Origin of the sequence: Vibrio hibernica (assembly GCF_015223435.1) — a bacterium.
GTDB classification, from domain to species: Bacteria; Pseudomonadota; Gammaproteobacteria; order Enterobacterales; family Vibrionaceae; genus Vibrio; species Vibrio hibernica.
On the sequence record NZ_VHKO01000005.1, the window covers coordinates 25,781 to 43,863 of the forward strand.

At 40.4% G+C, this 18,083-nt stretch carries 18 protein-coding genes; 4 read left to right on the plus strand and 14 right to left on the minus strand.

The genetic code is table 11. The features are described 5' to 3' along the window. Window positions 1-111: 111 nt before the first annotated feature. From FH976_RS03630 to ectA, 4 genes are all read right to left on the minus strand, one after another. Entirely contained in the window at window positions 112-1,647 is a 1,536-nt protein-coding gene (locus FH976_RS03630; RefSeq protein ID WP_194089556.1) for an aspartate kinase, read from the minus strand. A gap of 163 nt (window positions 1,648-1,810) precedes the next feature. Further along, complete coding sequence (locus FH976_RS03635) at window positions 1,811-2,197, minus strand: ectoine synthase (protein ID WP_190331435.1); 387 nt, start codon at window positions 2,195-2,197, stop codon at window positions 1,811-1,813. A 133-nt stretch (window positions 2,198-2,330) separates the two neighbouring features. Then, window positions 2,331-3,596 carry a diaminobutyrate--2-oxoglutarate transaminase gene (gene ectB, locus FH976_RS03640; protein WP_194089557.1) on the minus strand — a complete coding sequence of 422 codons (1,266 nt, stop codon included), beginning with the start codon at window positions 3,594-3,596 and terminating at the stop codon, window positions 2,331-2,333. Window positions 3,597-3,692: 96 nt separating this feature from the next. Beyond that, a complete protein-coding gene (ectA, locus tag FH976_RS03645) occupies window positions 3,693-4,238 on the minus strand; it encodes a diaminobutyrate acetyltransferase (protein ID WP_194089558.1) in 546 nt (181 codons plus the stop codon). Between the two features lie 550 nt (window positions 4,239-4,788). Between ectA and FH976_RS03650 the strand changes: the two genes are divergently transcribed. Next, complete coding sequence (locus FH976_RS03650) at window positions 4,789-6,561, plus strand: SulP family inorganic anion transporter (protein ID WP_194950299.1); 1,773 nt, start codon at window positions 4,789-4,791, stop codon at window positions 6,559-6,561. 119 nt (window positions 6,562-6,680) lie between these two features. Here FH976_RS03650 and FH976_RS03655 read toward each other — a convergent pair whose 3' ends face one another. The 6 genes from FH976_RS03655 to FH976_RS03680 all read right to left on the minus strand — a co-directional run bounded on the left by FH976_RS03655 (window position 6,681) and on the right by FH976_RS03680 (window position 10,321). Beyond that, complete coding sequence (locus FH976_RS03655) at window positions 6,681-6,938, minus strand: glutathione S-transferase N-terminal domain-containing protein (protein WP_194089559.1); 258 nt, start codon at window positions 6,936-6,938, stop codon at window positions 6,681-6,683. 36 nt (window positions 6,939-6,974) lie between these two features. Further along, window positions 6,975-7,400 carry a hypothetical protein gene (locus FH976_RS03660; RefSeq protein ID WP_194089560.1) on the minus strand — a complete coding sequence of 142 codons (426 nt, stop codon included), beginning with the start codon at window positions 7,398-7,400 and terminating at the stop codon, window positions 6,975-6,977. 85 nt (window positions 7,401-7,485) lie between these two features. Further along, the gene (locus tag FH976_RS03665; RefSeq protein ID WP_194089561.1) at window positions 7,486-8,025 is read right to left on the minus strand and encodes a YaeQ family protein; all 540 of its coding nucleotides are present in this window, start codon (window positions 8,023-8,025) and stop codon (window positions 7,486-7,488) included. Window positions 8,026-8,158: 133 nt separating this feature from the next. After that, the gene (locus FH976_RS03670) at window positions 8,159-8,680 is read right to left on the minus strand and encodes a CueP family metal-binding protein (RefSeq protein ID WP_194089562.1); all 522 of its coding nucleotides are present in this window, start codon (window positions 8,678-8,680) and stop codon (window positions 8,159-8,161) included. A gap of 120 nt (window positions 8,681-8,800) precedes the next feature. Then, window positions 8,801-9,316, minus strand: a complete 516-nt coding sequence (locus FH976_RS03675; protein WP_194089563.1) for a DUF2301 domain-containing membrane protein — start codon at window positions 9,314-9,316, stop codon at window positions 8,801-8,803. Window positions 9,317-9,382: 66 nt separating this feature from the next. Next, entirely contained in the window at window positions 9,383-10,321 is a 939-nt protein-coding gene (locus tag FH976_RS03680) for a M14 family metallopeptidase (RefSeq protein ID WP_194089564.1), read from the minus strand. Window positions 10,322-10,547: 226 nt separating this feature from the next. Here FH976_RS03680 and FH976_RS03685 point away from each other — a divergent pair, with 226 nt between their 5' ends. The 3 genes from FH976_RS03685 (at window position 10,548) to FH976_RS03695 (ending at window position 14,133) form a co-directional block, all read left to right on the plus strand. Next, window positions 10,548-11,384: a DUF6279 family lipoprotein gene (locus FH976_RS03685; RefSeq protein WP_194089565.1), complete on the plus strand. Its 837-nt coding sequence runs from the start codon at window positions 10,548-10,550 to the stop codon at window positions 11,382-11,384. A gap of 150 nt (window positions 11,385-11,534) precedes the next feature. After that, complete coding sequence (locus FH976_RS03690) at window positions 11,535-13,496, plus strand: bifunctional 2',3'-cyclic-nucleotide 2'-phosphodiesterase/3'-nucleotidase (RefSeq protein WP_194089566.1); 1,962 nt, start codon at window positions 11,535-11,537, stop codon at window positions 13,494-13,496. 265 nt (window positions 13,497-13,761) lie between these two features. Then, a complete protein-coding gene (locus tag FH976_RS03695; RefSeq protein WP_194089567.1) occupies window positions 13,762-14,133 on the plus strand; it encodes a LysM peptidoglycan-binding domain-containing protein in 372 nt (123 codons plus the stop codon). A gap of 76 nt (window positions 14,134-14,209) precedes the next feature. Here the strand turns inward: FH976_RS03695 and FH976_RS03700 are convergent, their stop codons facing one another. The 4 genes from FH976_RS03700 to napA form a co-directional block, all read right to left on the minus strand. Beyond that, window positions 14,210-14,347: a TIGR02808 family protein gene (locus FH976_RS03700; RefSeq protein WP_190331421.1), complete on the minus strand. Its 138-nt coding sequence runs from the start codon at window positions 14,345-14,347 to the stop codon at window positions 14,210-14,212. A 45-nt stretch (window positions 14,348-14,392) separates the two neighbouring features. Next, complete coding sequence (locus tag FH976_RS03705) at window positions 14,393-14,965, minus strand: NapC/NirT family cytochrome c (protein ID WP_190331420.1); 573 nt, start codon at window positions 14,963-14,965, stop codon at window positions 14,393-14,395. Window positions 14,966-15,027: 62 nt separating this feature from the next. Continuing rightward, a complete protein-coding gene (locus tag FH976_RS03710; RefSeq protein ID WP_194089568.1) occupies window positions 15,028-15,510 on the minus strand; it encodes a nitrate reductase cytochrome c-type subunit in 483 nt (160 codons plus the stop codon). A 39-nt stretch (window positions 15,511-15,549) separates the two neighbouring features. Further along, window positions 15,550-18,042 carry a periplasmic nitrate reductase subunit alpha gene (napA, locus tag FH976_RS03715; protein ID WP_194089569.1) on the minus strand — a complete coding sequence of 831 codons (2,493 nt, stop codon included), beginning with the start codon at window positions 18,040-18,042 and terminating at the stop codon, window positions 15,550-15,552. Window positions 18,043-18,083 lie beyond the last annotated feature (41 nt).

Below are 18,083 nucleotides of genomic sequence, written 5' to 3' on the forward strand. Positions count from 1 at the left end.
AAACCATACAACTCATCGTTAGCGACCATTATAATATTCACAATAAAATTTCCCCTTTGACTGATAAATTCATCAAAGGGGACGTTGTTAGTAGGTCGGAAATCAATAGATCTACGCCGCTTTAATTTTCTTACGCACCTTTTCTGTCACACTGTGTTCGATAAACTCATCATGCAGTGTGCAAATAGCGGCTTCATAATTGTCATCATCTACCACAAACTGTACATCAACATTACGCATTGAAGAGTGAGCAGCTTTTGGTGTGATGTCTTGATTCATTAAGGCAATCATACCGTGGCTAAGCGCTTTATTGGTGTCAATTGAAGCGCCAATAACGGAAATCAGCGCAACCATTTTCCCTGTGATTCTGGCATTGGGGAAGATTTTTTCTGCGCGTGATAATACTTTATTTTTGCTTTTCGAATTTCCACCTAAATAATAGGTAATGGAGTTAGCGTTCATCTCTTTACCGACTAATTGCACACGTTCGTCATTAATGATTTCCATTAATTCATAACCCACGTTATCCGCTTGCCCAACCATCGCTTGATCAAATATATGTAAGGCGAACACTTTGTTTCGACCGGCAATGATTTCGACTTTATCGACGCTATCTGCATCGCTATGGGGATCGTAACTATGTGAAATTAGCGTGCCATCATGATCGGGTTCAAAGGTGTTTTTTATCACCAATTCAATGCCACTTTTACGCAAGCCTGCGGCGGCATTGGGGTGAATGGCTTCCATTCCTAAGTTCGCGAGTTGGTCGGCAACATCGTAATTGGTTTTACCCATTGGTCGCACTTTTTCAGGTCCAACGACACGCGGATCGGCGGTGCTTAAATGATATTCTTTGTGGATCACCGCTTTGCTGGCTTTAGACAAGACCGCCAAGCGACTAAAGGTCATTTCACTGTAACCACGATCATAGGTTTTCATTAAACCTTCATCGCAATAGACATAGCCGGTTACAATTGGCAGTTCTTTGGTGACATCAATTTTTGACCATGCTTTTTCGATGATACTATCTAAATTTCCTGATACCACTTGACCATCTTCATCGCTGTCCCAGCCTGAAAGATCGACAAAGGTTGCATTCACGCCAAGAGTTTTTAGCTTCAAACAAGTATTGTAGGCGCTGTGAGCCTCACCGATAGAAGATAAAAACTCTCGAATTTGAGGCAAGTAATGTCGCATAGAAAACTGACCATACTGGCAAGTTTCCATAATATTACTAATACAGCTGCTGGCTTTAGCAAGGCGATCTTTAATGAAACTATCGGCTCGACGGCGGCTGATGGGATCAGCAAACATGTTTTCATTAATCAACAACATGCGATGCTCTAAATCATCGATAGCATCGGTCCATGCATCATCACGATTTTCGACCAAACGATAGATGCCTGCTTTACCGCTGCGCTTACATTCTAATAACGCATCGGTAATGCCACCATAGGCGGAAACGACAAACATGCGGTTATAAGGACTTTCTGGGCGCAGTAGAATATTGTCTAATACAGCATCAAATGCTGACATGGAAGTACCACCAATTTTTTCGACGCTATGGCCGACAAGTTGGTGCTTGGTTGTATTGGTTAAAGGAGAGGTGTTTGAGTTTGAAGTGTGGCTTCTATGTGAAGAAGTCAAAATAAGCTCCTATTTTTGATGTTATAAAGACATTTTAAAGGCTGATTTAGTCAGTTTTAAAGTCTTGATGATCTAAGTGCCATGTATTGAGAAAAAGACACTTTTTAGAATGTTTCTATAGAGTTGCCGCCTCTAAAAATCTAGAGGCAGCAGCTTAAAGTTTTTAATCGACTAACGGATAAACACCATCTTTATCGTGAGTTTCAGCACCAGTTAGTGGTGGATTAAATACGCAAGCCATTACCATATCTGCACCTTTATAAGCACGAAGTTGTTGTTCATCATGCTTATCGAGAACATAAAGCGTGCCCGGTTTGATTGGGTAAGTTTCGCCACCAATGATTTCAATTTCACCTTCACCAGAGATGCAATACACAGATTCTAGGTGATTTTTATAGTGAATGTGAGTATCGGTTCCTGCATAAATATTGGTGATGTGGAACGAGAAACCCATGTTATCTTCACGTAATAACATGCGAACACTTTCCCAAGTATCGGCTACAACACGGCGTTCACTGTTTTGGCATTCTTCTAATGTTCTTACTATCATTGTTATTTCCTTATTTTAATTCGAGTGCTATTGGCGAAGTGCTAATGCTTGCCATACCGGTATTTCATTGATAGGGAGATCATCTAAGATCTCACCTCCCACTGATTGGTCTGTAGTTGAACAAACCTTGGGGCTAGGAAGCCCTCCGAGTCAATTTAGTGGATACTTTCGCCACTGCTTTTTCAAAGATATGAATACCTTGCTCAAGCTCTGATTCGCTCACAGTTAATGGGCAAAAGAACTTGACCACTTCATCATTTGGACCGGCAGTTTCAATGACCATGCCGTTTTCAAAGCAATCACTGGTGATTAAGTCAGCGATGTCGCCATCTTTACATTCAATGCCTTGCATTAAGCCACGGCCTTTAATACCAACAAATAAGTTTGAATATTGCTTAAGTGTTTTTTGCAGTGCTTTATTTAACTGCGCAGCACGTTCTTGAATATGCGTTTGGAAATCATCATTGTGCCAATAAGTATCAATGGCTTCAGCCGCCGTGATAAAGGCATGGTTATTACCACGGAAAGTACCGTTGTGTTCACCTGGTGCCCATTGATCAAGCTCTGGTTTCATTAGCATGATCGCCATTGGCAGTCCGTAACCACCAATTGATTTTGATAGTGTTACCATGTCCGGCTTAATACCTGATGGTTCGAAGCTAAAGAAAGTACCAGTACGGCCACAACCAGCTTGGATATCATCAACGATTAATAGCACATCGTTGTCTTTACAGATTTTGCTCAAACGTTGTAGCCATTCATTTGATGCTGCGTTTAAACCACCTTCACCTTGAACAACTTCGACAATGGCTGCTGCAGGGGTATCTAAGCCACCTGAATTATCGTTGAGCATGGCTTCAAATAATGCTAAGCCATCAATATCGGCATAACCTTCGTATGGAAAACGGGTCACACCAGATAAAGGCATTGCCGCGCCACCACGATGATGTTGATTACCGGTTGCTGCTAGTGCGCCGTAAGACACACCATGGAAACCATTGGTAAAGGCAACAATGTTGGTGCGATTTTTGATTTTACGTGCCAACTTCATGGCAGATTCAACCGCATTGGTTCCCGTTGGACCAGTGAATTGAACTTTATATTCAAGATCGCGAGGAGCTAAAATTTTCTCTGTTAAGCTAGTTAAGAAATGCGCTTTAGCTTGTGAGTGCATATCTAAACCGTGCGTTAAACCATCTTGATCGATGTAATCAAGTAATGCTCTTTTTAGAACAGGGTTGTTGTGGCCATAGTTTAATGAGCCTGCACCAGCAAGAAAATCTAAGTAACGATCGCCGTTTTCGGTGTGTAGCCAGCAACCTTTAGCCGATGAAAATACGACTGGGAAGTTGTTGGCGTAACATTGAACGTTTGATTCGTGCTTTTTAAAGATATTCATGAGTTATCCTGTCTATCATTTATGAATGTGAGTTAGCGAAAGTAGTGCTAACAAATTAAATATTTATTAATGTTTGATTTTTCTATTGACTGATCATTAGCTTGCGAGAGGGATATGGAAAAGAAACTCGCTGTCATGTTCTCCATCGAAATGAAGCTCTTTATCCAAAAAGACTGAAACATTGCCTCGTGCGCCATCTTCCCGCTCAATTTTTCTAAATAAACGCCATGATCCGAGATTGTCTTTAGTAATCGTTGTTTCTATTGCTGCAATATTTGATAAAGACTCGCGTTCAAGTAAAGCTTTAATCATTCGATAAGCCAAACCACATCCACGACTCTTTTCTGCAACGGCCACTTGCCAAATAAATAACACAGGCTGTTCTGGTGGGGTGCTTGGCTTGAGATAAGCTGAAACAAAACCTGCGACTTCACCATTTCTCTCTGCTAAAACACAGGTTTCTTTAAAATGAGAAGTTTGCAAAAAATTGCAGTAAGCGGAATTAGTATCAAGAGGGGGACACGATTCAATCAAACTGTTTACTTGAATGCCATCGCTTATTTCGGGTTTTCTAAATGTCCACTCATCTTGAGTGTTGGTCACTTTTTCGGGATGTGTCATCCTGGGTGCCGTAATCATCATTGCCCTATATTTTTGTATTCACATCATGAAAATAAATGGCGTGAATGGATTAATTTAAGAAGTACTGATTCATTATTTTGTTTAGTGTACTAATCAATTTCGGGAGTAATCATAACGTTGTGACGAATTAATTCAACCCTTTATTCCTAATGGCAATATGTAAATGTACGGTATAACTTTGTTTTTAATGAGTTTTTTATAATAATAAATATTTATGATGTTTTTATTAAATGATTAGTTATCTAACTGATTTTTGGTGAGGGAATGGTTGTGTAGGCCTTTTGCTTTATAGGGTTAACAGATTTAAATTGTAAAACGTGTAGTGATATGTTGATTATTAAAATAAACAACGTATAGCTGATGTCTATAACCCAAATAATGGAAATAAGTGTCGATCATTCACAGGGCTGATGTGTATGAAAAATCACAAGGGTCAGTTTTGGTGAATTATAGATTCGGGCTTAAATAAATGGCCTGTATTGCCATTCGATCGGCTATAATTATCTGATTAATTGTGGCTTTCATATGGATAATGTAAGGATAAATAGCGTTGATCAAGGCATGTATCAAATATTGGTTACCGGGTTTTTACCAACTTAAAGATTATCAACGAATTTGGCTTTCTGATGATATTCGTGCTGCATTTTCTGTGGTTGCTGTGGCCCTGCCTGTTGGTATTGCTTATGCTCAGCTAACCGGGGTAAGTGCTATCGCAGGATTATATTCTACGGCGCTACCTATGATTATTTATGCCTTTTTCGGTACCTCTAGGCAACTGATCATGGGCCCTGATACTGCCACTTGCGCTGTTATTGCTGCTGTTGTTGCCCCTTTAGCTGCAGGGGATGCCGTAAAATACTGGCAATTAGTGATTACGATTACTTTAATGACTGGGGCATGGTGTTTAATTGCCAGTTATTTCAAGCTTGGTATGTTGGCGGATTTTCTTTCTCGTCCTATTTTACTCGGTCTTTTGAATGGTGTTGCTATTACCATAGTTGTGGGTCAGTTTGCGAATGTACTTGGTTTATCTTTCGTAAAAAATCAACTGGTTGAGCAATTACTTGAGGCTCCAATGATTTTGGAGAGAGTACATTGGCAAACCGTAATGGTCAGTTTATTTACGATTGCGATATATTATATTTGTAAGCATTATCAGCCCCGTTTACCCGCTGCTATCATTGCTATTATCTTTGCCTCTGTGATTACTTGGATTGGTCAACTCAGTGAGCATGGTGTTCAGGTGGTTGGTGCGGTGCAAGGTGGCTTTCCTGTTTTTCAAGCACCAAAATTTAGCTTAGAAGATGGGAGGGAATTGGTTATGCCTGCCTTTAACTTGGCGATGGTAAGCTTTGTTAGCATGATGATTACGGCGCGCAGTTTTGCGGCAAAAAATGGTTATGAAATTGATGCGGATAAAGAATTTCGTGCATTGGGTATTGCTAATTTCGCTTCTGCATTGTCTTCCGGCTTTGCTATTAGTGGGGCGAGTTCTCGTACAGCGATTAATGATGCGAATGGCGGTAAAACACAATTAGTCTCTATTATTGCTGGTGTCATTATTGCAGTTGTTGCGGTCGTTGCTTATCAACCTCTGGAATTTATACCGATTGCGGCTTTGGGCGTTGTATTAATTGTTTCTTCTTTTGCATTACTGGATATGAAAGGCATTTGGCTATTGCGTCATCGCGATACTAAGGCTTTCTATTTGTCGTCGATTACTTTTATAGGTGTATTAGTGATTGGTGTGATACCCGGTATTACCTTAGCGGTATTGTTGGGGCTATTTCAGTTTCTCAGCACCATTATGCGTCCAAGTGATCAAATCCTAGGCTTGAGCCATAGAGGAAGTGTCAGAACACTTGATGAAAGCGATAAAGTGAAAGCGATTCCGGGCCTATTGATTTATCGATTTAATTCACCGTTAACATACTTCAACGCCCCATATTTTAAACGTCAATTATTAAAGTATGTGTATCTAGCGGATAAGAATGATTTAAGTTATGTCATTATTGATTCGGTTGTGAGTTTCACTTATTTAGATGTGAGCGCGATGACGATGATTAGTGATTTGCAAGTGCAGTTGAAAAAACAAGGTATACGTTTGGTCCTTGCTGGGCGTAAGCGTCAGTTAAAATCTTGGTGCGATCTTATGGGGATCCAAGTAGGGGATGGCGGTATGATTATTCGCTCGGATATGTATTTGGCTATTAAACTTTGTGCTTGCTACCAGACGGCGGTAGAGAATGGGCAAATAGTGCCATTGCAGAGAAACGAATATAAAAAACAAGAATCAGATACTACGGTTTCAGCAGAAGTTTAAGTCATTCATTTGACAGTCTTTCTTGAAAATAAAAATCAGGCCTTTCAAGAGCCTGATTTTTTTATACATTATTTTCATGCATTACTTGAAGGAGATAGATGAATATCTAACTCGGTTAACTAAGCTAATGCTTTTAGATAATCAACAATCGCATCAGATTCATATAACCATGTTGTTTCTGTTCCATTTTCGATCTTTAAGCACGGCACTTGTGTTTTACCCGTTGCCGTTACTTTTTCATTTTGATAATCAGGGTTTTTACGGATATCTCGTAGTTCTAAATCAAGTTCCAACTCGGTGATTACACGACGAACTTTTTGGCAATATGGGCAACTTTCAAAATGATACAGTGACAAGCCTTGCGTTGATGTAGTCATTCATAACTCCTTGATAATTTGTATTAAATGATGGTATTAAATTTTATTAGTATCGAACTTTAAAAGATCGGCGTAGGCGCTTGCACATTGATATTTATTATACAATGTATCCTCAGCTTTAAACTTAGACACGTTTTGTTGTTGAGAAATTTCAGTCAGCTTATTTTCTACCAATGTTTGATATTCTTCATGATGGGTTGTCCATTGGATCGGGTATTCATTCATAATGTAGGAGCCGATCTTATAGCTGCCTTCTTTATGCAAAAAGCCACATACTAAATAACGAGTGAGCTCTTTTTCTGGCAGCATCGCAGGAGCCGACTGAGTCGTCGTTGAGTTTTCTGTGATGGCTGATGTGACTTCATTTGAGGATGTTTTTGCTGTCTGCGCAATGCTGGGTAGTGAAAATAAAGCGAGGGAGGCGCATAGCGTGGAGCATAAAACGGTAGTCGGTCGAAGCATTTTGTCTTCCTTTACAATCGATAAAATGTGAATGGTTTAATCATATCAAATATTAGAATAAGCGTACCATTCACAAAGATCTTTGTTATTTAGACTCTGACAACATTTCCCACGTCACTTCACACTGCAACGCATCTGTTGATAAATAAATGGTATTGCCTGAAATCATGACACCTAAATCTAAAGTTCGAGCGATCATCTTAGTCGATTCTACCACTCCAGCCGGGTCTAGACGGAAAATTTCCGCATTGAGTGTGGCGAATTTAGTTTGATTTTGCTTCCACCATACATCGGTTTTGGTATTGAAACTGTAAATGCTGACACGTTTCGCGATACGACTAGCTTTTTTTACGCGATCAAAATCGGGCTCACCGGCTTCAATCCAATGCAATAATTGGTCGTCTAACGATTTCACCCAAATGTCTGGTTCTTCAATGCTTGATAAGCCCTTGGTAAATTGAAGATCGGGCTGCGCATTTAAGCAATAAGCAAGCACTCTTGCCATCATACGCTCATTATTCTCAGACGGGTGTTGAGCCACGGTTAGATTGAGTGAGTCGTAATGGTCATTATTTATGTCGGTGAGAGCGATACGAAATTTATAAATAGTTGGTTTTAAAGCCACGAGTAGACCTTTGAAGGTAGGCGAAAAAGTAAGGCGCAATTGTACGTTATAAACAGCATAAGTTATCGAAATAAATAAAAAAGTTCACAACCTATTAAGTTGTGAACTTTTATTTTTGGCGAAGCGTAAAGTATTAGCTCAACTGCATCGTGGTGATACAGGTTTTAGCGTCATCTTCAGTACTTAGAATTTGAGTGACGGTTTTTCCGTTGTAAGTAAAAGTAAATTCTAAATTTTTCTTACCTTTTGGCATCCAAAAATCAATAAAGCCATCTTTTTGTGTTTTGACCATACCGTATTTCAATACTTGTTTAGTGTCTAAATCGGTGATTTTCACTTGCATGGATTTTTCAACTAATTCACCTTGGCAACCGGTTGGCACATGAAATCCACAAGGGTGAGTTTGGTATTCGTAGGGAGCGATAGACAATAAATGTTGCTCTCCCGTTGGGATTTTAGTTTGGCTGCCGTCGTTAAATTTCGCCAGAATATGATCCGGAAATACTTGAATTGAAGCGGTGCCTTTACCGTGATATTCATGCGATTTCTCTAAGGCTTGTGGCGCCGTTAGGTTAGCAAAGTCATCGGCTTGGTTTGCCCAAACAGAATTTGCAGATAAAGCTAAAGCGAGAGCGAAAAATGAAGTGAGTTTCATTGGAGTTCCTTTAAAGTTAAGTCAAAATTATTGAAGATGACTCAAGCATAAAGGTTACCATTAGGATAAGGTCAATATATTTATCCCTATAGTTTGAGTGGTGAAATAAGACTGTGAGAATTAAACCTGAAATTTACTTTTATCGCCAATATCGAAATGAAAAGGTTGGCGAAATTTAGCGATGCACATTCCTATTAACAGTAGAAAAGAAGCAATAGCGAAACCGTGCGTCAGGATAGAGGAAACTGATATTAATAAGCTTAGCCAATATAAAATCAGCACGACTGGCGTAATTCGAACTAAGTAAATTCGAAAGCAGTAGTACTCTTTGATGGTTAATGCGCTCGTCACTAAAAAGCTTGCGCCAATGGCTAAAATGGGCGCAATACCAAGCATAAGCCAGCAGACTGAGAATAGAGCACTGCCTAAAATTATCCAGCGGATTTTTTTATCATAAATATGCATACAAGCCGCCGCAACCAAGGAACTGCAAATTAACAGTTTGCTCGCATAGTCAAAAGGAATGACGTTATACAACACCATGGCAATGGCTGACACACCGAAGCTTAAACGATATAAACCTACGGTTAGGTAATCGATGATATCGAGGTCTTCTTTTACATGAATGTCAGCCATACTGCTCTGTTCCTTTTATTTGCTGGTTTGCTTATTGGCAATTTTAAAGTGTAACGCGACGGGTGATCATTTAATTGTAGTCAGAATATAATCGAGAGCGCCGACAATAGCGGCTACTTGAGCGCGGTTGCATTCATCATTGGTTACTTTAGGGCTATCTGGATACACTTCGGTCGTTGTGCAGTATTGATAATCGGTAAAGCCGGCACATAACCCAAGCGTCGCTAACGGGTAATTAATTACGCCATTTTGAGTTTCATCAGAACCTATGATTTGGTTGTTTTCATCGGCTGGTGCAATGTGAGTGACTTTACGGACGGAATCGATAATAGCTTTTTGCAGGGCATCATCGTCTTTTTCTGTGTCTCCTACCGTATAAAATCCATCAGGAATAGAGCCTTTTTTGCATTCAATACCATCACGAGCGGCGAGCGCTGGACGAAACTCTAATTCATCTGTATCCGTGGTTTCGTGTAAATCAATATGGGCTAAAATCGACACGTTTAAATCCGCTACCATTCTCATTAAAGCGGCTGATTCTTGAACCGGACTATTGGCTGTAAAATTACGATTAGGATCTAGAGCTTCAGGGTTCCAACGATTAATAGTTTCGTATCCCCAAGGGCTGACACATGGCGCGATAATAATATTAAAATCAGCTTGGTAATTTTTTTCTTCTGTTTGAGCAAATAAAAGTGCGCCGTGTACGCCACTAGTCTCGTAGCCGTGAACACCACCGGTGACTAAAATGGTTGGTTTATTGGTATCCCAGTCACGAGTTTTGAGGGCCCATAATGGATAACGGTCTTCCCCAACCGGATTATTATCGTATTGCAATTCACCATATTGAAAAACGTCAAATTGATTTTTTAGCGCATCAATTTTTGGTACCACTTCCTCGAAATAAGAACGTTTTACACTGGTTTGTTCTAACCACTGGCGTTTTTCAATATTGGTCCATTTTTGGCCTGGTGTTCCGATTGGAAATGCAGTCGTGGTGTTCATGAGAGTGTCCTTTATTAAGATTATTAACGTATCAATAATCTTAACACTTAGCCAAGAATGGCAGTAGTAGAAATCTACGCACCTTATTATTGAGTAATCTTATTTATTACCGATACTATGTTTATTTGCTTGTTGCGATTTATGACCTATTTTGACGGTAAGCACTCAGTTTTGCGAAAAGCACTAAACTAAAGTAAGACAAACGACAAAAAGGCACAGGAACATTATGTTAAAACGAGTCATCATCCTCACCAGTATCATATTGTTTACGGGGTGTTCAACGCAGTTTTTGTATGATCGATTAGATTGGATGGCAGCTCAATATGTTGATCAATATGTGTCGTTAAATGATAAGCAAGAGTCTATGTTGAAGCAGTCAGTTAACGAGGTGAAAGAATGGCATCGGCAAAAGCAGTTACCCACTTATATTTCTTATATCGATCGAGTGTTGCTTTTGAAACCATCAGAAGTGAATGTCAGTCAAATAGGAAAAGAATATGACCAATTAAAAGGCTATTCAAGACAGATTGCTATTCAGGTTATGCCACATTTATATGATTTATTTATGACATTGGACCAAGCGCAAGGCGATGAGCTTTTTGTATCGTTACAGGAAAAGTATCAAGAGGAATATGCAGACTACAAAGATTTATCTGAAGAAGAAAATCGAGATAAATCGTATAAAAGAATGGTGAAAATACTTGAGAAATGGATCGGCGATCTTTCTGCTACGCAGGATCGAAATGTAAAGCAATGGAGCTTGGAGCGCCCATTAATGAGTCATGAGTGGTTTAATCAGCAGCTCATCAATAAAGCAGAATTACAGGTGTTATTTTTACAACGTAATGAGTCCAGTGCATTTAAGAATAAATTTAGCACTACATTACTTGAACCTGAAAATCTATACACCCAGCAACTAAAGGTTAAATTACAACAAAATAGCGCCATTACGGTTGATATGTTAGTTCAAGTCATACAACAAATGTCCCCAAAACAACTTGATCATTATCATGATGAACTTCGTGATTGGCGCAAAATATTTGTTGATATAGCGTCAAAATAGCACTTAAAGAGAGATGACAATGGATTAAAACTGAAGAGTGAATCGTATTCGCATGCCCATCGTCACATAAATAATATGTAAGCTGATTTATTATCGCACCAACCTGTTATATATCTCGCGTTATTTAAACAATCTAGTATGGAGTACTTAATGAAAATCGTTCGTCACCCTCTTTCTTTGTCGGTATTGATCGGGATGATCAGCCTGTCAAACCCTACTTTTGCGGATACTATTCATTTACGTGTTATTGAAACTACAGATATTCATGCTAATTACATGGATTACGATTACTACAAAGATAAGCCATCAGAAAAAATTGGCTTAGTGCGCGCGGCAACGTTAATCGAGAAAGCCCGCGAAGAAGTAATTAATAGTGTGCTGGTGGATAATGGGGATCTTATTCAGGGTAGCCCTATGGGGGATTATATTGCCTCGAAAGGACTACAGCCTGGTGAGGTTCACCCCGCTTATAAAGCGATGAATTTGTTGAGATATGATGTCGGCAATATTGGTAATCATGAGTTTAATTATGGTTTGGATTTTTTAGCTGAAGCCACTAATGACGCGAAATTCCCTTATGTAAATGCGAATGTTTATGAAGCGAAATCAGGTAAGCATTACTTCAATCCTTATATTATTAAAACGTATCAATTTAAAGATACAGATGGTAAGAATCAAAAAATAAAAGTGGGCTATATTGGTTTTGTACCGCCACAGATTATGGTGTGGGATAAGAAGAACCTTAACGGAAAAATAACGGTTAAAGATATTAAACAAACGGCTCAAGAATTAGTGCCTAAAATGCGCAAAGAAGGCGCTGATGTGATCATTGCGATCGCTCACTCTGGTCTATCGGTTGACCCTTATAAACAAGGTGCAGAAAACTCCGCATATTATTTAACCCAAGTGCAAGGTATTGATGCCATTGCATTTGGTCATGCTCATGCGGTATTCCCGAGTAAAGAGTTTGCCCATTTAGACGGTGTCGATATTGAAAATGGCACCATTAATGGTATTGCTTCGGTGATGCCTGGCCGCTGGGGAAGCCATGTTGGTGTGATGGACTTGGTGTTAAAAGAAAAAAATGGTCGTTGGCAGGTTACAAAAGGTCGCGCTGAGGCACGTCCTATTTTCGATGCCACGAAGAATAAATCGTTAGCAGCAGAAGATATGCAAATTAAAAACGCGTTAGATTCTGATCATGCCGCTACTCGAAACTTTGTTAACCAACCAATTGGCAAAGCCAGCGCTAATATGTATAGCTACTTGTCGTTAGTTCAAGATGACCCAACGGTCCAAATCGTTAATATGGCGCAAAAAGATTATGCCGAACGCTTTATTCAAGGCGATCCTGATCTTGATGGCTTGCCAGTGTTGGCTGCGGCTGCACCCTTTAAGGCAGGTGGTCGTAAGAACGATCCGGGTAACTTCACTGAAGTTGAAGCGGGTGAGCTGACCTTCCGTAATGCGGCGGATTTATACTTGTATCCTAATACGTTAGTGGCGCTAAAAGTTACGGGCGCAGATGTTAAAGAATGGCTTGAATGTTCGGCGGGGCAGTTTAACCAAATCGATCCAAACAGTAGCGAACCGCAATCTTTGATTAATTGGAATGATTTCCGCACTTATAATTATGATGTGATTGATGGCGTTAACTATCAAATTGATGTGACTCAGCCAGCTAAATATGATGGTGAATGTAAAGCGGTTCATCCGGACTCTCAACGTATTGTTCATTTAACTTATAACGGCGAGCCTATTAATCCTCAACAAACCTTTATCGTTGCGACGAATAATTATCGTGCTTACGGCGAAAAATTTGCAGGCACGGGATCTAAATATGTTGCGTTTGATTCACCGGATGAAAACCGTACCATTTTAGCTGACTATATTTCTCGGGTGAGTAAAGAACAAGGTCAAGTTACGCCAAGTGCCGATAACAATTGGTCATTTGCACCGATTAAAACTAAAGCGAATTTAGATGTCCGTTTTGAAACGTCACCAAGTGATAAAGCGGCTAAATTTATTCAGGCTAACGCTCAGTATCCAATGAAAAAAGTCGCGACCGATGAGGTTGGTTTTGCGGTTTATCAATTACAGTTAAATAAATAATCGAAATGTTAATTAAAAAATGAAGCATGAGAACATAACTTGTGCTTCATTTCTTATTTGGCTTCTCTGTTTTTTATCAATCAAGCATCCACGTGGCACTTAAGCTACGTTACGGTATTGCTGTTATCCGTGAATGTGGATGTTGTATGTTAATCACGTCAAGAGAAGGTCAATAACAACGCGATTTATGGCGAACTCTTCATTTCTTTGTTAGGGTTATATTGGTATTTTAATAATGAAGTGGATCTTTTATAGGGAGTTTATTATGAACAAAATATCTAAATTAGCGGTTACCGCTCTTTCGATTGGTATTCTGGCTGGTTGTGCATCTAATGATGAAATGACGGAGCAGCAAAATAAAAATACCGAACAAATTCAAGCGTTAGAAAGTAGGCTACAAGAGCAACAAGCTCAATCTGAAATGACGGCTGAGTCTGTAGCACAGTTACAAACAGATCAAGAAGCATTGCAACAACAATCTGAAGATGCGGCTAAGGTATATACCGTTAAAGAGCATGACACCCTTTGGGCGATTGCAAAAGCGCATGACATGTCATTAGATGATTTACTTCAATTGAATTCTGACATTAAAAGTCCTAATAAAATAACAATTGGTCAAATGCTTAATATTAAGTAATGGATTCAATGTTATTAAAAAGCCCCACTCATTATTTAAATGAATGGGGCTTTTTCATGGAGCTCTGTGTATTTAATTAATCGATTTGTTTATCTTTAGTCATCGATAAAATAAAAATACAAATGGCAGCAACGGCGGCAAACCCACCTAAAATAATCACTGGCATCGCGGCATAACCTAAGACGTGCCACATTACGTATTCTAAAGTACCCATTAATTTTCCTCTTCCTATTTCTGATTAGAGTGGTGAGCTGACTGGTTACCAGCCTTCCACATCTCTCATGTCAGGTAGTTTGTGGGCAATACCTTTGTGACAATCGACACAAGTTTTGTCGCCGTCTGCCAATGCGGTGGAGTGTTGTTTAACAGCACGAGGCCCTTGTTCTGAGAAATCCATATAATTGAACTGATGACAGTTACGGCACTCTTTCGAGTCGTTGTCTTTCATTCGTTGCCATTCTCGGTGTGCGAGGTGGCCACGGCGTGCTTTGAATTTTTCTTCTGTATCAATCGTACCGATGAAATGGAATAACAGTTCTTTTGATGCTTGCACTTTACGCACAATTTTGTCGGTCCATTTATGAGGGACGTGACAGTCAGAACAAATAGCACGCACACCAGATCGGTTAGAGTAGTGAATGGTTTCACGGATCTCTTTTACTATCGGCGCGTGGCAGCCTGAACAAAATTCTTCGGTATTGGTTGCTTCCATTCCGGTGTTAAATGCACCCCAGAATAATAGCCCCCCCATAAAGCCCATTAGCAGTATGATCCCTGCCGCGGCTTTACTTGGCGTGGATAAACGCTTCCAGAAATTTTTAATGATTTTCATAATATTCTCTCTTTTCGTTTAACTGGAGTAACAATACGGTTACCCCAATTAAGCGCAGCGTTTTATTTTAACGAATCAACTCGTTGGAATTCGTTTCCGACCAAAGGTTTAGCATCAGCTTGTGGTACGTGGCACTGCAAGCAGAAGTAACGACGAGGCGAAACATCAGATAGCACAGCATCTTCACGGTTCACATAGTGGGTCACACTGATTTTAGTCGCACCCATTTCTTTGGCATTTTTCCAACTATGACAAGAGAGGCATTTATTAACGTTTAAAGAGACTTCATAGTTACGAATCGTATGTGGGATCAATGGTGGTTGATACACATAATTACTTTCTAATTGGTGATCTTTAGGAAAGCGTTTAAAACTATCCGCTGGGCGAGTGGATTCTAATTCACTTGCCCCACGTAATGATTGCAAGCCACCATTACCGCCAGGATTTGTTACCACTGGGGTGATTTGGTCACTTGCATCTTCTGCTTGCACTGCACCGATGATCAGCATTGAAGCTGCGACGAATGCCATGATGATTTTTTTCATAATCTTCTCCGATTTCTTTGATTTTTATATGCAATATGCTTAAACGCTAGCCACTTTTGTGATCTTCACAGGACATTTTTTATAGTCAGTCTGCTTAGATAGCGGGTCAGTTGCATCAAGAATCAATTTATTGACTAAGATACGAGCATCAAAGAAAGGTACAAAGACCAAGCCTTTTGGCGGACGGTTTCGACCGCGAGTTTCAACACGAACACGTACTTCACCACGAGGGGATTGCATTAACACCTCATCACCACGGCGTAAATTACGGCTTTCTGCATCATCGGGATGAATGTAGCAAAGTGCGTCAGGTACGGCTTTATAGAGTTCAGGTACACGACGAGTCATGGTGCCTGTGTGCCAATGCTCAAGAACGCGACCAGTACATAACCAAAGATCGAACTCTTCATCTGGCACTTCTGGTGGCGCTTCGTATGGCGCTGAAATGATCAGAGCTTTACCATCTGGCTGACCGTAGAAATCACGACCTTCACGTTTTGCGTATGGGTCATATTCCGGGTTAAAACGCCATAAGGTTTCTTTACCATCAACGACAGGCCAACGTAAGCCGCGCACTGTGTGATAAACATCGTACGGGGCTAAATCATGCCCATGGCCACGACCAAATGTTGCGTATTCTTCAAATAAGCCTTTTTGGATATAGAAGCCTGCTGATTTTGCATCATCGTTAAGATCTTGTGCTTCTTCTAATGGGAACTTATCTACATTGCCATTACGGAATAAAATGTCGTACATGGTTTTGCCGCGAAGCTCTGGCGCTTTTGCCATTAGCTCTGCATCCCACACTTCTTCAATTTTGAAGCGTTTTGCAAATTCCATGATTTGCCAAAGATCGGATCTTGCGCCTTCAACTGGGGATACTTGTTGATACCAAGCTTGAGTACGGCGTTCAGCATTGCCGTAAGCGCCTTCTTTTTCTACCCACATTGCCGTTGGTAGAACAAGGTCGGCGGCTTGCGCGGTTACCGTTGGATATGGATCAGAACATACAATAAAGTTTTCTGGATTACGGTAGCCCGGTAGACGATCAGTATTGATGTTTGGACCTGCTTGCATGTTGTTGTTACACATCACCCAGTAAGCGTTTAACTTACCATCTTTTAGCATGCGATCTTGTTCCACAGCGTGGAAGCCAGGTTTTGCTGGAATTGTCCCTTCAGGCAGTTTCCAAATTTTCTCCGCCGTTTTACGGTGTGCCGGATTTGTGACGACTAAATCAGCCGGAAGGCGATGCGAGAATGTGCCTACTTCACGGGCAGTACCACAAGCTGACGGCTGACCCGTTAATGAGAATGGGCTATTGCCAGGTTCGGAAATTTTGCCAGTTAATAAGTGCAGGTTGTACACCAAGCTTTGCATCCAAACGCCACGGGTATGTTGGTTCATCCCCATAGTCCAAAGCGACATCACTTTGGTTTTTGGATCGGCGTATTGTTTCGCCATTGCGATAAGATCTTCAGGCAACACACCTGACATTTCGACTGTTTTTTCTAATGTGTAAGGAGCAACGGATTTTTTGTATTGCTCAAATGAAATATCAGACATAGCGCCTGAGTTAGCATTCTTAGCTTTAACTTGCAGCGGGTCTTCATCACGGAGACCATAACCAATATCGGTTACCGCTTGTTTAAAGTGGGTATGCTTGTTAACAAAATCCCAATTAACCGCATCATTTTGAATAATGTAATTGGCAATAAAGTTTGCAATAGCCAAATCAGATTGAGGATGAAAAATCATTCCTTTATCGGCTAATTCGAAACTACGATGGTAGTAAGTAGAAAGGACATTCACCTTAACATGAGGATGACTTAAACGGCGGTCGGTGATACGAGTCCATAGAACAGGGTGCATTTCAGCCATGTTTGAGCCCCAAAGCACGAATGAATCCGCGTGCTCGAAGTCATCATAGCAACCCATTGGTTCATCAATACCAAAGGTGCGCATAAAGCCAACCACGGCAGAAGCCATACAGTGACGAGCGTTTGGATCAATGTTATTAGAGCGAAAACCTGCTTTCATCAATTTAGAAGCGGCGTAACCTTCCATTACAGTCCATTGACCAGAGCCAAACATGCCGACACTCGTTGGGCCTTTTTCTTTAATGGCCTTTTTAAATTTCTCTGCCATGATGTCAAAAGCGGCGTCCCATGAGACGGGTGCAAAGTCACCATTTTTATCAAATTTACCGTTGCTCATACGAAGCAATGGCGTATTTAAACGATCTTTACCGTACATGATTTTTGATAGGAAGTAGCCTTTGATGCAGTTAAGGCCTTTGTTTACAGGAGCTTCTGGATCGCCTTGTGTTGCAACGACCTTGCCATTTTGAGTCCCGATTAAAACTGAACAGCCAGTACCACAAAAGCGGCAAGGGGCTTTGTCCCATTTTATTGCGGTTTCATCAGAGCTTACAATCAGGTTCGTAGCAGAGGCTGAAAGGCTTATCCCTGCTACTGCCGCGGCTGAAGCGGCTGCGTTTGCTTTTACAAACGCGCGTCTTGTCATCTTCATACTTTTCCCTCAGATTTGAATCCAGTCATATCGTCATTAAT